This window comes from Nocardia brasiliensis IFM 10847 (genome assembly GCF_000710915.1).
GTDB classification, from domain to species: Bacteria; Actinomycetota; Actinomycetes; order Mycobacteriales; family Mycobacteriaceae; genus Nocardia; species Nocardia brasiliensis_A.
The window spans coordinates 14,353-27,779 of the sequence record NZ_BAUA01000087.1; the positions used below are offsets into that span (position 1 = coordinate 14,353).

Sequence of the window (13,427 nt, forward strand, 5' to 3'; positions counted from 1 at the left end):
TCCGGCCGGCGATGTCGATCACCGCGGGCAGGCCGCCCCCGACGGCCGGCCCGGTACCGCGGCACGAACCCGCGCTAGGCCCTGTCTCGAAATCCGGCGCACTGGACCGTGGAGGCGCCGGATGGGACTTCGAGACAGGGCCTTAGGCGGTCTTGGCGGTGGTCGCGGCGTTCACCGCCGCGACGTACTCGATGACCCGATTCAGGTCCGGGTAGAGCCGGTGCGCGATCCGCCGCGACTCCTCGGTCGGCTGCACCAGGTCCGGGACCAGGATGCAGCGCAGGCCGGCCGCGACGGCCGCGCGGATGCCGTTGGTCGAATCTTCCAGCGCCAGTGTGGTTTCCACGTCGCCGTCGAGTGCGGCCATGGCCTTGCGGTAGGGCTCGGGATCGGGCTTGCCCTTGGTCACGTCCTGCCGGGTCACCACCGCGTCGAAACGGTCGGCGATGCCGGCGAGTTGCAGGTGATGGTCGGCCCGGTCCCGGGACGAGGAAGTGGCGATCGCCTTCGGAATACCCTGCGCCTCCAGGGCGTCGAGCAGCGCGAGGGCGCCGGGCTTGGTGGCCAGCCGTCCACTGTCGACCAGCTGACGCAGGTGCACCTCGTGCAGATCGAAGTACTCCTCCAGCGGAAAGCCCCGCCCGTAGGCGGCCGCGGCGAGCGTACGGCAGCGATCGGCGGGAACGCCGATCATGCTGCGGCAGAACTCGATCGGCATGTCGTAGCCGAGTTCCGCGCCCGCGCTCACCAGCGACTCCATCGCCAGGCTCTCCGAATCGATCAGCAGACCGTCCATATCGAAGACGACTGCGCGCACCGGATTTTCGGCGTTCACCTGTTGCTCCCTTCCCATTCCGGCGCGAGCCTGCGCCGTACCGCTGCGTCCACACCGTCGCGCATCAGGTCCGCCAGGGCGTCGCCGACCTGACGCTGCACCCGCTGCGCTTCCGGCAGCGTGCCGAAAATATCGGTGCGCTGCAAGAACGCCTGCGCACAGCGATGCGGATCGGCGTCGACCAGCTCGGTGAGCGAGTCTTCCCTGGGGTCGATCAATTCCATCACGGCGTCCGGGTGGTGACTCGCGGTGAACCACCGGATCCAGGCGGCGATCAGCAGCGTCGCGCCGGGGGTCGGCCGACCCGCGGCGATGTTGTCCCGCAGCGCGTCGACGACCCGCGGGATCATCTTGTCCGAGCCGTTGCGGCCGATCCGGGTCATGTCCTGGGCGATGGCCGGGTTACGGAAGCGACGCATCAGGTCGTCCACCGTCCGGCGCAGCTCGGGACCGGGCAGGGCCAGCGTCGGACCCTGCTCGTCCAGCATGAACTGCCTGGCCAGCGCCGCGAGCGCCGGATCGGCCGTCGCCTCGGCGATGGTGCGGTGGCCCGCGACGCCGCCCAGGTAGGCGAGCAACATATGCGTGCCGTTGAGCAGGCGCAGCTTGGCCAGCTCGTAATCCTTGACGTTGGCGACGAATTGGGCGCCGCCGAGCTCCCACTGCGGGCGCTCGCCCTCGAAATCCTCGATCGTCCAGGTCATGAACGGCTCGGCGGACACGGGGGCGTGATCGTCGATGCCGCCGAGCCAGTTGCGCGCGATCGCGGCGTCGGTGGGCGCGGTCGGTTGCACGATGCGATCCACCACGCTGTTCGGGAACTGGACGTGCCGGGCGATCCATTCGGCCAGGTGGTCGTCGCGCAGCAGCGCGAAGTCGATCACGGCGCGGCGCAGCGTGCTGCCGTTCGCGCACAGGTTGTCGCAGCTGATCACCACCGGCGGCGTGCTGCCGCGGCGCCGCACCAGTTCCAGTCCCTGGGTGAGCATGCCGATCGGGGTGATCGGCCGGGTCGGGTGCCGCACGTCGTGGCGCACACCTGGACAGTCGGTCTCCAGCCGTCCGGTGACCGGCGATACGCAATAGCCGCTGGCGGTGACGGTCAAGGTGACGATCTTGACCCGCGGGTCGGCGATCCGGTTGGGCACGCCGATCAGGTCGGAGGGGGCGTGCACAGTCTCGGTGAGCGCGCCCACCACCTCCACCCTGGCCTGCCCGTCCTCGTGCAGCAGGGTCGTGTACAGGTTGTCCTGGGCGCGCAGGGCGTCGACGATCGTCGGCCGGTTGATCGCGACGGCGGCGATGCCCCAGCGCGAGTCGCCGGTCTGGTTCATCGCATGCTGGGTTGCCAGCGCCTGGTGCGCCCGATGGAACGAGCCGCAACCCAGATGCAGGATGCCGGTGGTCAGGCTGCGCGGCGCGAAGCCGGGGCGGGCCACCGAATCGGGCAACCGATTGAGCAGGTCCGCCGACAGTCGCGGGACCACATGGCCGGGTACCCGGGTGTTCATTTCGGTGCGGGGTTTCTTCGCCGTAATCAGCGGCACACGCATGTGCGGCCTCCGTTGGGTTATACGAGGAGCAAGCGGCAGAACGCCTAATCACCATTGACTCAGCGACATTTCAAACGCTAGATCAGGGTTGCCAGTATTTCGACAGCTAATCCGTGATCCAGCTAACTGAAGGCAGGGCGCAGCAGGTCACTCGCGGTATTGCAAAAATTCCGTAAAGTGCCACTTCAGCGCGGGCGAATCCATACATGAATTCGGACATACCCGATTTGCCGACAGCGGCGAGTGAAATGCGTCACCGCCGAGCAATGGTGATATGTCTGATACGACAGCATTTAAGTCTGTTCTCAGATTTGCCAAATGATTGCCGATTTTTTGGCGGAGAATACAACGCCACGGTCGAATGCACACCGGCCTACGCCGCGGAAAAGCGGTCCGACAGGGTTAGTTCCAGATGGAAGCGACCGGCCGGCGGGGTGGCGCACGACAGACCGGTTACGGCGTCGTCGAGAGCAGAAGCCCGAGTTTGCCTCGGCGTTGCCACGCTGTGCGCCGCCGGGCATGACCCGAGATCCACGGCGGACCGACTAGCGTTCAGGACTATGAGCGAGAGCATCCTGCGGGTCGCCGTGATCGGTTACGGATTGGCCGGATCGGTCTTCCACGCGCCGTTGATCGCCGCCGAACCACGGATGCGCGTCGCCGCGGTGGTCACCTCGTCCGCGGAGCGCGCCGCGCAGGCCGAGCGGGAACACCCGGGTGTCCGGGTGATCGCCACCGCCGACGAACTGTTCGCCGACCCGGGCGAGCTCGATCTGATGGTCGTCGCCACGCCCAACCGGACGCATGCGGCCCTGGCCACCCGGGCCGTCGACGCGGGACTGCCGGTGGTGGTCGACAAACCCTTCGCGGTATCGGTCGCCGAAGCCGAGGCACTGGTGGAGCACGCGGCGCGGGCGGGGGTGCCGCTCACGGTGTTCCAGAACCGGCGCTGGGACGGCGATTTCCTGACGGTGCGCGCGCTCGTCGAGGCGGGCACGCTCGGCGCGGTGCGGCGATTCGAGTCGCGGTTCGAGCGCTGGCGGCCGACGCCGAAGGGCGGCTGGCGCGAGACGGGCGGGCCGGCGGACGGCGCGGGACTGCTGTTCGACCTCGGCAGCCATCTCGTCGATCAAGCGCTCACCTTGTTCGGGCCCGCGAAATCGGTGTATTGCGAACTGGATCGGCGGCGCGAGGGCATCCAGACCGACGACGACGCCTTTCTCGCGCTGACCCATGCCGGCGGCGTCCGCTCGCACCTGTGGATGAGTGCCGTTGCGCCGCAACTGGGTCCGCGATTCCGGGTACTCGGCGCGCGAGCCGGGTACGTTACCTACGGGCTCGATCCGCAAGAGGCCGCGCTCCGCGACGGTCACCGCCCGGGCGACGGCACGCCATGGGGCACCGTCGAACCCGATCAGTGGGGCCTGCTCGGCGCCGAGGCCGATACCGCGCCCACGCCTACCCACGCGGGCGACTACCCCGCCTTCTACACCGCGCTGGCCGACGCACTGCTCGACGGCGGCGATCTGCCCGTCGACCCGCGCGACGCGGTCGCCGTGTTGCGCGTGCTGGCACAAGCCCGCCGCTCGGCCGACGCGGGCGAGGTCGTCGCGGGCTGAGAATCCGGTTGGCCTGACGCCTCGTCGATCATTAACGTCGACACCCGTGCCGGTCGCGTTCGGACCGGTCGTCCGGTGGAGAGGAGATCCGTATGGGGTCAACGATTTTCGCGGTGTTCCTACCGCTCGCCCTGGCCCTGGTGATGTTCGGGCTCGGATTGACCTTGACCGTGGCCGATTTCGCCAGGGTGCTGCGCTATCCGAAGGCGGCGGTGATCGCGCTGGTCTGCCAGATGGTGCTGCTGCCCGCGGTGTGCTTCGGGCTGATCTATCTGTTCCGGCTCGAAGGGGCGCTCGCGGTCGGCATGCTGCTGCTCGCGGCCTCGCCCGGCGGGCCGTCGGCCAATCTGTTCAGCCATATCGCCGGCGGCAACGTGGCGTTGAACATCACGCTCACCGCGATCAACTCGGTCCTGGCGGTGTTCACCATGCCGCTGGTCGTCGCGCTCGCGTTCCACCAGTTCATGGACGGAGACGGATCGTTCGGGCTGCGCCCGGACAAGTTCGCGCAGGTGTTCGCGATCGTGCTGATCCCCGTCGCGATCGGCATGCTGGTGCACCATCGGTTCACCGCGTGGTCGCAGCGGATGCGCGGCAACGTCAAGATCCTCTCGATCGTGGTGCTCGCGCTGGTGGTGCTCGCCGCGGTGGCGAGGAACTTCGAGACGCTCACCGAGAACATCGGCAAGCTCGCCTCGCTGAGCCTGCTGTTCGCGGTGCTCAGCCTCGCCGTCGGCTATTTCGTGCCGCGGCTGTTCCAGGTGGACGCGGATCAGGCGATCGCCTCCGCGATGGAGATCGGCATCCACAACGGGGCGATCGCCATCGCTGTGGCGGGCTCGGTGCTGCACAACGACGCGATGGCCGTCCCAGGCGCGGTGTACGGCGTGCTGATGAACATCCCCGCCGCGATCGCCGCGTACTTGCTCGCCACATACGTGCGCAAGGCCGAACCGGCTCCGGCGCCGAGCACCACTGGATAACGAAACCGCGCAACTGAACCAGACACCCGGCCCGCGGGTGGGTAGCCTTTCGCTGTTCGACTCTGGAAGGGAACACCCATCGCGATGCGACCGCTCGACGCGGATGATCCTGTGCGGATCGGTGAGTACCGGCTGCTCGGCGTGCTCGGTGCGGGCGGCATGGGCCGGGTGTATCTGGGCCGCAACGCCGGCGGCCGCACCGTCGCGGTCAAGGTGATCCGGCCGGACCTGGTCGGCGACAACGAGTTCCGGGTGCGGTTCGGTCGTGAGGTCGCCGCGGCGCGGCGGGTCGGCGGCAAGTTCACCGCGCCGGTGCTCGACGCCGACGTGCACGCGAACCCGCCCTGGCTGGCCACCGGCTACGTGGCCGGATTCTCGCTCACCGAGGCGGTCGAGACGTACGGGCCGTTCACCGAGAACTCGCTGCTGGTGCTCGCGCACGGGCTGGCCGAGGCGTTGCTCGCGGTGCACGGGGCCGGCCTGGTGCACCGCGACCTCAAACCGTCCAACGTGCTGCTCGCGCTCGACGGACCCAAGGTGATCGATTTCGGTATCGCGCGCGCGATCGAGGACAGCAAGCTCACCACCACGGGCAAGGTCATCGGCTCCCCCGGTTTCATGTGCCCCGAGCAGGTGACGGGCGCGCCGTTCGGCCCAGCGGGCGACGTGTTCGCGCTCGGCGGCGTGCTGGTGTTCGCGGCGACCGGCCAAGGGCCGTTCGGGGTCGGCGAAATGGTGCAGATGCTGTGGCGCGTGGTGTACGAAGAGCCGCACCTCGAGGGTGTGCCGGAGCGGCTGCGCTCGCTCGTCGCGGCCTGCCTCACCAAGGATCCCGCCGCCCGCCCGACACCCGAGCGGCTCCTCGCGGAACTGACCGCCATCGGCTTGCCCGCGCGCGGCGGCTGGCTGCCCGGCCCCGCGCTGGAGGAGGTGAGCCGGCGAGCCGTCGAACTGCTCGACCTCGATTCGGGCCCCGTCGACGTGCCCCCCGCCCTGGCCGCACCGGCTACCGAGACCGGGCGGACCGCCGACACCCTCGTGCGTCCGGGCACCGGGCCGAACGCGCCGACCGTCACCAGCGGTCCGGGCACCGAGCCACGGGATGTCACGGCGCGCTCCTGGTGGCAGGGCACGCCGGACCCCGGGCCGCAGGCCGCCTTCCCACCCGCGTATGGCCATGGGCCGCAGGTCGACTCACGTCTCGCCTACGACGCGCACCAGTCGGCGGTCGCCGCACCGACACCCTCGCCTCGGCCCGCCCGCCGCCGCGCCGCCCTCATCGCCGCCGCGGTCGCGGTATGCGTCGCGGTGGCTGCCGGCGCGTTCGCGATCACGACCTACGTCAACGGGAGCCCGGCCGAGCCGACCGCCACGGACGCGCCGAGCGAACCGGGCGCCGAACTGCCGGGCGACTACGTCGGTGAATGGAAGGGCGTCGCGAAAGACACCCTCGGCACCTACGACATCGTGCTGACGTTGCAGGCGGGCGTGATCGGCGATCAGGTCGGCAGTTCGTCCAACACGGGCCGGGTCGCCGGACTCACCTGTGGCCGCACCGAAACCCTCACCGCGGTGGAACCGGACAAGATCACCCTCACCGCGCAACTCGCCGCCGACAGCGGTCTCTGCAACGACGAGGGCGCCACCTCGGAACTGACGGTGCAGCCGGACGGGTCGCTGTCCTATCGCACCCGCGGCGTCCTCGGCGACATGGTGGGCAGCCTCACCCGAACACCCTGACCCGCGTCCGCGACTGTGAACCGCTGCGCCCGAGTCGGTCTCGACCAGCAGATATCGGCCGGATCCTGAGGGTATGAGACGTCATGTAGTGCCCGGATGGCAGACTGCGGGGCATGGAGGATGCTTCTGGCGCCAGCATGTCGACGCCCACCATCACGTGTGCGGGACGCGTGCGAACACAGCCGGACGCGCACCAGCGCGCGGGGCGGCTCGCGGCAGCGCTCGTGGACGCGGGAGTGACGCCGGGGAGCCGGGTGGCGGTGATGCTGCGCAACGACATCGAGTTCCTCGAGGTGTCGCAGGCGGTCTCGGCGTGCGGGGCGAACGCGGTGCCGATCAACACCCGGTGGCAGGTGCCCGAGGTCGCCCATGTGCTCGGCGACAGCGGCGCGCGACTGGTCGTCGCGCACACCGAATTCATCGATATCGTGGAGCAGGCTGCGCCGCACGAGGATACGAGCTTCGTCGAGGTCGCCATGCCCGTCGAGCTGCTCGCCGCGGTCGGCCGCGACGCCGCCCTGGCGACGCCGACGGGCAGGTATCCCACCCTCGAGCAGTGGATCGACGGGCAGGCCGAGCCGCTGGGCCGGATCGAAGGCGCCCGCGACGACGCCACCGGCCTGATCTACACCTCCGGCACCACCGGACGCCCCAAAGGTGTACTGCGCGAACGGATGACACCGCACCAGTGGCTGTCCATCGCGGGCAGCGCCGCGAAGCGGATGGGCCTCGCACCCCGCGGACAGGCCGTGATTCCCGGCCCGCTCTATCACGCCAGCCCGAACGGGATCGCGATGCTCGCGATGCGCATGGGCACCAACATCACCATCATGCCGCGCTGGGATGCCGAAAGCTTCCTGCGCCACGTCCACGAGAACCGCATCACGCAGGCAAAAGTGGTGCCCACCATGCTGTCTCGGCTGCTGTCGCTGCCCGAAGAGGTGCGCAAGCGCTACGACGTCTCCAGCCTGACCCACCTCATCCACTCCTCCGCGCCGTGCCCGCCCGCCGTGAAGCGGGCCGCGATCGACTGGTTCGGCGACGCGGTGCTCGAGTTCTACGGATGCGCGGAAGCGGGCACGATCACCTGGATTTCGGCGCAGGAGTGGCTGGCCCATCCGGGTAGCGTCGGACGGCCGGCCGACGGCGCCGCCGCCGTGGTGGTCGACGACGCGGGCGCGCCGCTGCCGGTGGGCGAGGTCGGGCGGGTCTTCGTGCGCGGCGCCGACTACTGGCCGAAGTTCCGCTACCTCAACACCGACGACGACCAGGCCCCCGTGCTGCCCGGCTTCTTCGAAGTCGGCGACCGCGGCTACCTCGACGAGGACGGATTCCTTTATCTCACCGGGCGTTCCAGCGAGATCATCATCTCCGGCGGGGTGAACATCTATCCCGCCGAGGTGGAGAACGCGATCATGGCGATCACCGAGGTCGAGGACGTCGCGGTGTTCGGCGTGCCGCATCCCGGCGATCTCGGCGAAGCGGTGGCCGCGCAGGTCCTCCCGCGGCCGGGCGCCCAGCTCACCGAAGACGAGGTGCGCACGCGGCTCGCCGGGCAACTGGCCGCCTACAAGATACCGAGCCTGTTGCGCATAGTGACCGAACTCCCGCGCGACGATTCCGGCAAGATCTACAAACGCCGGCTCCGCGCGCAGATGACGCCGGACGGTTAAGGTGCCCCGGTGGACAGAGCCGAATGGGTCGAGCGTGGCAGCTCTATCGCCGACCGCCTGACGACAACCCAAGCCCAGCCGCCGTGGTGGCTGGTCGCCGGCGCCGCCCTGGTGGCGCTGGTACTGGTCGGCTATACGCCGCTATGGCGGTTCACCCGCAACATCGTCACCATCGCGCACGAGGGCGGGCACGCGCTCGTCGCGCTGCTCACCGGTCGCAAATTGAACAGCATCCGATTGCATTCGGACACTTCGGGTCTCACCGTGTCCAGCGGAAAACCGTACGGGCTCGGCATGATTCTGACCACGATGGCGGGCTATCCCGCACCGCCGCTGCTCGGCCTCGGCTTCGCCGCGCTGCTCGGCGCGAGCCGGATCACCCTGATGCTGTGGACCGCGATCGTCCTGCTGGCCGGCGTGCTGATCATGACCCGCAACATCTACGGCATGCTCACCGTTTTCGCGGTGGGCGCCACCGTTTTCGCGGTGTCCTGGTTCGGAACCGACACGCTGCAAGCAGGTTTCGCGTACCTCGGCGCGTGGTTCCTGTTGTTCGCCGGGGCGCGGCCGGTGTTCGAATTGCAGCGGGGCCGTTCGCGGCAGTTGCGCAGCCGGCATCAACAGGACGTCGCCTCCGACGCCGACCAGCTCGCCCGGCTGACCCATCTGCCGGGGCTGCTGTGGGTGGGCTTGTTCGGGGTGATCGCGGTGGGCTCGCTGGTGCTCGGCGCGGGCCTGCTGATCTCCGACACCTCCGGCGTCTGCGTGCCGGTGCTGTCCGGCGGGACGTGTCCGGCGCCGCAGTAGCCGCCGTCCGATGTTTAGCTTTCCCGTTTCGCGGCACGCCTAGACGGGGGCCCGACGACGGAAGGAGTGTCAGATGCCGGACGACCTGAATGGGACGCGCGTACTGGTCATTACCTCGAACACCGGTGTGGAGCGGGACGAACTGCTCGTTCCGCTGAAGCAGCTCAAAGGCAAGGGCGCGAGCGTGGTGCACGCGGCGCCGGAGACCGACGAGGTGCAGACCTTCCAGCACGACACAGAGAAGGACGAAACCGTGCGACCGGACGCCGCGCTGTCGGAGGTGTCGGCCGACGATTTCGACGTACTGGTGGTGCCCGGCGGCACGGTCAACGCGGACAAGCTGCGGGCCGAGAGCCGCGCGGTCGAGCTGGCCAAGGAGTTCGCCGCGGCCGGCAAACCGATCGCCGCGATCTGTCACGGACCGTGGCTGCTCGTCGAGGCCGCACTCACGCCGGACAAGACGCTGACGTCGTATTCGTCCCTGCGCACCGACGTGACCAACGCGGGCGGCCGCTGGGTGGACGAGCCGGTGGTGCGCTCGCCGGAGAACGGCTGGCTGCTGATCACCTCCCGTAACCCTGGCGACCTCGATGACTTCTGCCGGGCCATCGCCGAGGAACTCGTCGCGGTTTCCTGAGCGCGGCCCGTTCCGCTCCGCCAAACTGAAACATGTTCTACTTTGGTGAGCATGGCCGGTTCGACGGAAGGGACGGGGAGCGCCGTGGGGAAGGTACTGGAGCGCATCGAGCAGTACGCGGACGAGATCCGGGCGGCAGGCGTTGAAGGCGACAAGCTCATGCGCCTGACCGACTCGTCGGCCAAACGACTGCGCGAAACCGGAGCGATCCGCATGCTGCAGCCGAAGCAGCACGGCGGACTGGAGGTGCATCCGCGGGAATTCGCCGAGACCACCATGGCGATCGGCGCGATGGACGGCGCGACCGGGTGGGTCACCGGAATCGTCGGCGTGCACCCGTGGGAACTCGCGTTCTTCGACCCGAAGGCGCAGGACGAGGTCTGGGCCAAGGATCCGGACACCTGGATGGCGTCGCCGTACGCGCCGATGGGGGTCGCGACGCCGACCGACGGCGGATACCGGCTCAGCGGCCGATGGTCGTTCTCCTCCGGCACCGATCACTGCCAGTGGGTGATGATCGGTGCCGCGGTGGGCGATCCGGACGGCAAGCGGGTGCTGCCGCCGCAGATACTGCACGTGCTGCTACCCCGCAGCGATTACGAAATCGACCAGGACAGTTGGGATGTCGTCGGACTGCGCGGCACCGGCAGCAAGGACCTGATCGTCGCGGACGCGTTCGTCCCTGCCTATCGGACCATCGACGCCGCCAAGGTGTTCGACGGCACCGCACCCAAGGACGCGGGGCGCAGCGAGACGCTCTACAACTTCCCGTTCTCTTGCATCTTCCCGCTGGGCATCACCTCCTCGCTCATCGGCATCGCCGAGGGCGCGCTGGCCTGCCACATCGCCGCGCAGAAATCGCGGGTGGCGATCACCGGCATCCCGATCAAGGACGACCCGTACGTGCTGTACGCGATCGGCGACGCGGCCGCCGAGATCGCGGCATCGCGGGCCGCGCTCCTCGAAACCGTGGACCGGTTCTGGGACATGGTCGAGCAGGGACGCGAGGTGAGTTTCGAATTGCGGGCGATCGGCCGCCGCACGCAGACCGCCGCGGCCTGGCGCGCGGTCCGGGCCGTCGACGAGATCTTCGCCCGCTCCGGCGGCGGCGCACTACAGATGAAAACGCCCCTGCAACGCTTCTGGCGCGACGCGCACGCAGGCCTGTCCCACGCCATCCACGTCCCCGGCTCGATCTTCCACTCCTCCGCCCTCACCCAACTAGGCGGCGAACCCCAGGGCATCCACCGCGCCATGATCTGAACCCCAGCCCGCCGCGATCAGTGCGGAAACACACTGGGCGGGCGCGGATTCGACCGGGTCGCGAGGTGCGCCTCGATGATCCGCGCCACCTCGCCCGCGTCCTCGGTCGGCTCGAGCAGCGGCAGGTACTCGACGCCGCGGGCGAGTGCCGACAGATCGACCGTCGAATACATTGCCATCAGAGGATTCACGAACAGTTCGGTGCCCGCGGTCCGGTCGGTAGCGTGTACGTCCCCGAACTCGCCGCACAGCGCGGCCGCGATCTGCGAGTGCACGATGCTGGGGCGCAGCGGGGTCTCGGTGATCGAATGCCGTACCGCCGCAAGATATGCCGCGCCCTCCACGCTGTCCCGCGGCACCGAGAACGTGCCCAGAAACGCGTTCTGCCGTTGCAGGGTGGCGAGATTTTCCAGCCGTCCACCCCTGCCACGGCCGCCAAGCTGGTCATGTCCTCGTGCGGGGTGCCGAGACCGGCCTCGTCCCCGCGCAGCAGGATGTCGGTGCCTCCGTCGATCAGCACCAGGGCATCCACGCCGAGGTGATCGATCAGCGAACGATAGGCCGCACGCAGCGGGCGCACCCCGGACCTCGGGAAGGTGTACACGACCGGCGCACGGCCGGTGCTCGCCAGCCAACGCGCCAGACTGCGTTCGGGAAAGTAGTCGTCATAGCCCTCGGATTCCGGGTGCACGGCCGCGACGCCGGGCGCGAGCCAGTCGTCCAGCGAAATACGGTCGAGGTCACCGAACGACAGGTTTGCTAGGTGGACCTGCTTACCGAGTCCCTCCAGCGCGACGGCGAGCGGCAGGCCGCCGTAGACATCGAAACCGCCGCCCGCCCCGGCGATGAGGACCACGGTTGCGTCGCGCATGCGGGTGAACAGCGGTGGTTCGATCAGGCGATACGAAGGCACACCACCATCATGCGCGACCCGTGCAGGACCCCGATATTACTGTAGCCTTACCTAATATGAATGTGGTGTGTACACTGCAGGATCCGGGCCGCGCCGACCGAACCACGGTCTGGCACAACGCCATCGATCGGCTGATGGCGTTCGAGATGCGGGCGCTCGGGTCGCGGGTGGGTTTCGAGAATGCGAGCGTGGCTGCGGTGGAGCGGGTCGTGCGCGCGCTCGGGCTCAGCGCCGAGCCTGCCGTCACAGGGCCGGCCGACCACGAATCCTCCAGTGCACTAGGGTATTTCGTGTCCAGCCAGGTTCAGGTGATCCGGGATATCGCAATCGCCCAGCACGACTACGCCAAGCGTCTGATGATCGCCGCCCGCCCGCTGCTCACCGAGGAACTGTTCGCTGATCTCTGGCTGGGGTTCCGCAATTCCGGCAGAACGCCGCGGGTGCGGGTCCGACGGGACAGTCCGACCCGGGTGGAGCTGAGCGAACCCACCGAACGGCAGGCCGCGGACCAGGACAGCTGACCGGCAAGCGCGGGCGCCCACGCGGCATGCCGGTCGGCTATGGTCGGACTCGATCTTGCCGACCACTCCCCTGCGACGGATCCCATGATTATCGAGCTCGTCCTCGCGGTTGTCGCCGCACTCGAAGCTGTCGGTCTGGTCGTGCTGTTCGTGCTGCTGCGGCGCAGCCGGCGCGAACTCGACGAAATGCACCGCAAGATCGAGGCCAGACAGCTGTTGCGGATCAGCGGGCGCGAAGCCGTCAAGACGGTGTGGGATACGGCGAACCTGTTGCGCAAGAAGGGTTTCCGCGGCGCCGTGCTCAGCTCGATCGAAGACCTGGCGGGGTGGGCCCAGGTCGAGCGACCAGACCTGGCGCGGCTGACACCCGACGGGCACGTGGTGATCACCTTCTCCGATATCGAAGGATCCACCGCGCTCAACGAGCGCCTCGGCGACCAAGCGTGGGTGAAACTGCTCGACCGCCACGACCGGCTGATCCGGAAGTTCGTGAGCAAACACGACGGGCACATCGTGAAGAGCCAGGGCGACGGCTTCATGATCGCCTTCGCCGAGCCCGAACAAGCGGTGCGCTGCGGCCTGGACGTGCAGCACGCGCTCGGCAACGGCAGCAAACTCAGTGGGCGCGAACGTGTTCGAGTCCGAATCGGCATCCACATGGGCACCTCGGTGCGCCGCGGCGACGACCTCTTCGGCCGCAACGTCGCCATGGCGGCCCGCGTCGCCGGCCAAGCCGACGGCGGCGAAATCCTGATCAGCCAGGCGGTCCGCGACTCGATCATCGACGAACCGGACATCGCCGTCGTCGCCGAACACGAGGTCGAACTGAAAGGCCTCCACGGCAAACACACCCTCTACGCAGTCGAGCGCACCTAGGCCAATC

General features: G+C 68.7%; 13 protein-coding genes. 9 read left to right on the forward strand and 4 right to left on the reverse strand.

What is annotated here, in order from left to right; translation table 11 throughout:
• Nucleotides 1-142: 142 nt before the first annotated feature.
• Nucleotides 143-835 (reverse strand): HAD family hydrolase, encoded by a 693-nt coding sequence (locus tag NBRGI_RS18535; protein ID WP_029897963.1) that lies wholly within the window; start codon nucleotides 833-835, stop codon nucleotides 143-145.
• The gene (locus NBRGI_RS18540; protein WP_051727869.1) at nucleotides 832-2,388 is read right to left on the reverse strand and encodes a mannitol dehydrogenase family protein; all 1,557 of its coding nucleotides are present in this window, start codon (nucleotides 2,386-2,388) and stop codon (nucleotides 832-834) included. Before NBRGI_RS18540 ends, NBRGI_RS18535 begins: the two co-directional genes overlap by 4 nt.
• A 560-nt stretch (nucleotides 2,389-2,948) precedes the next feature.
• Here NBRGI_RS18540 and NBRGI_RS18545 point away from each other — a divergent pair.
• The 7 genes from NBRGI_RS18545 (at nucleotide 2,949) to NBRGI_RS18575 (ending at nucleotide 11,110) form a co-directional block, all read left to right on the forward strand.
• Nucleotides 2,949-4,007 (forward strand): Gfo/Idh/MocA family protein, encoded by a 1,059-nt coding sequence (locus NBRGI_RS18545; protein ID WP_029897967.1) that lies wholly within the window; start codon nucleotides 2,949-2,951, stop codon nucleotides 4,005-4,007.
• Between the two features lie 92 nt (nucleotides 4,008-4,099).
• On the forward strand, nucleotides 4,100-4,990 hold the full coding sequence (locus NBRGI_RS18550) for a bile acid:sodium symporter family protein (RefSeq protein ID WP_029897969.1): 891 nt from the start codon (nucleotides 4,100-4,102) through the stop codon (nucleotides 4,988-4,990).
• 111 nt (nucleotides 4,991-5,101) lie between these two features.
• A complete protein-coding gene (locus tag NBRGI_RS18555) occupies nucleotides 5,102-6,730 on the forward strand; it encodes a serine/threonine-protein kinase (protein ID WP_235211005.1) in 1,629 nt (542 codons plus the stop codon).
• A gap of 113 nt (nucleotides 6,731-6,843) precedes the next feature.
• Nucleotides 6,844-8,403: an AMP-binding protein gene (locus NBRGI_RS18560; RefSeq protein WP_029897973.1), complete on the forward strand. Its 1,560-nt coding sequence runs from the start codon at nucleotides 6,844-6,846 to the stop codon at nucleotides 8,401-8,403.
• Between the two features lie 9 nt (nucleotides 8,404-8,412).
• Nucleotides 8,413-9,210, forward strand: a complete 798-nt coding sequence (locus tag NBRGI_RS18565; protein ID WP_029897975.1) for a M50 family metallopeptidase — start codon at nucleotides 8,413-8,415, stop codon at nucleotides 9,208-9,210.
• A 73-nt stretch (nucleotides 9,211-9,283) separates the two neighbouring features.
• Complete coding sequence (locus NBRGI_RS18570) at nucleotides 9,284-9,847, forward strand: type 1 glutamine amidotransferase domain-containing protein (protein WP_029897977.1); 564 nt, start codon at nucleotides 9,284-9,286, stop codon at nucleotides 9,845-9,847.
• A gap of 84 nt (nucleotides 9,848-9,931) precedes the next feature.
• Complete coding sequence (locus NBRGI_RS18575) at nucleotides 9,932-11,110, forward strand: hydroxylase (protein ID WP_029897979.1); 1,179 nt, start codon at nucleotides 9,932-9,934, stop codon at nucleotides 11,108-11,110.
• A gap of 17 nt (nucleotides 11,111-11,127) precedes the next feature.
• On the opposite strand, the gene NBRGI_RS48725 is transcribed toward NBRGI_RS18575, so the two are convergent.
• Together NBRGI_RS48725 and NBRGI_RS43945 are read right to left on the reverse strand one after the other, a co-directional pair.
• A complete protein-coding gene (locus tag NBRGI_RS48725; protein WP_200882189.1) occupies nucleotides 11,128-11,289 on the reverse strand; it encodes a hypothetical protein in 162 nt (53 codons plus the stop codon).
• Nucleotides 11,290-11,297: 8 nt separating this feature from the next.
• The gene (locus tag NBRGI_RS43945; RefSeq protein ID WP_200882190.1) at nucleotides 11,298-12,023 is read right to left on the reverse strand and encodes a DUF1152 domain-containing protein; all 726 of its coding nucleotides are present in this window, start codon (nucleotides 12,021-12,023) and stop codon (nucleotides 11,298-11,300) included.
• 65 nt (nucleotides 12,024-12,088) lie between these two features.
• Between NBRGI_RS43945 and NBRGI_RS18585 the strand changes: the two genes are divergently transcribed.
• Both NBRGI_RS18585 and NBRGI_RS18590 read left to right on the forward strand, forming a co-directional pair.
• On the forward strand, nucleotides 12,089-12,544 hold the full coding sequence (locus tag NBRGI_RS18585) for a hypothetical protein (RefSeq protein WP_148310866.1): 456 nt from the start codon (nucleotides 12,089-12,091) through the stop codon (nucleotides 12,542-12,544).
• A gap of 84 nt (nucleotides 12,545-12,628) precedes the next feature.
• Nucleotides 12,629-13,420, forward strand: coding sequence for an adenylate/guanylate cyclase domain-containing protein (locus NBRGI_RS18590; RefSeq protein ID WP_029897983.1), 792 nt, complete (start codon nucleotides 12,629-12,631; stop codon nucleotides 13,418-13,420).
• Nucleotides 13,421-13,427: the final 7 nt, after the last annotated feature.

What these genes read in the sequence shown, in the direction of transcription:
- NBRGI_RS18590 (WP_029897983.1), top strand. Translation starts at nt 12,629, where the DNA reads ATGATTATCGAGCTCGTCCTCGCGGTTGTCGCCGCACTCGAAGCTGTC.
- NBRGI_RS18570 (WP_029897977.1), top strand. Translation starts at nt 9,284, where the DNA reads ATGCCGGACGACCTGAATGGGACGCGCGTACTGGTCATTACCTCGAAC.
- NBRGI_RS18550 (WP_029897969.1), top strand. Translation starts at nt 4,100, where the DNA reads ATGGGGTCAACGATTTTCGCGGTGTTCCTACCGCTCGCCCTGGCCCTG.
- NBRGI_RS48725 (WP_200882189.1), bottom strand. Translation starts at nt 11,289, where the DNA reads ATGGCAATGTATTCGACGGTCGATCTGTCGGCACTCGCCCGCGGCGTC.
- NBRGI_RS18560 (WP_029897973.1), top strand. Translation starts at nt 6,844, where the DNA reads ATGGAGGATGCTTCTGGCGCCAGCATGTCGACGCCCACCATCACGTGT.
- NBRGI_RS18540 (WP_051727869.1), bottom strand. Translation starts at nt 2,388, where the DNA reads ATGCGTGTGCCGCTGATTACGGCGAAGAAACCCCGCACCGAAATGAAC.
- NBRGI_RS18545 (WP_029897967.1), top strand. Translation starts at nt 2,949, where the DNA reads ATGAGCGAGAGCATCCTGCGGGTCGCCGTGATCGGTTACGGATTGGCC.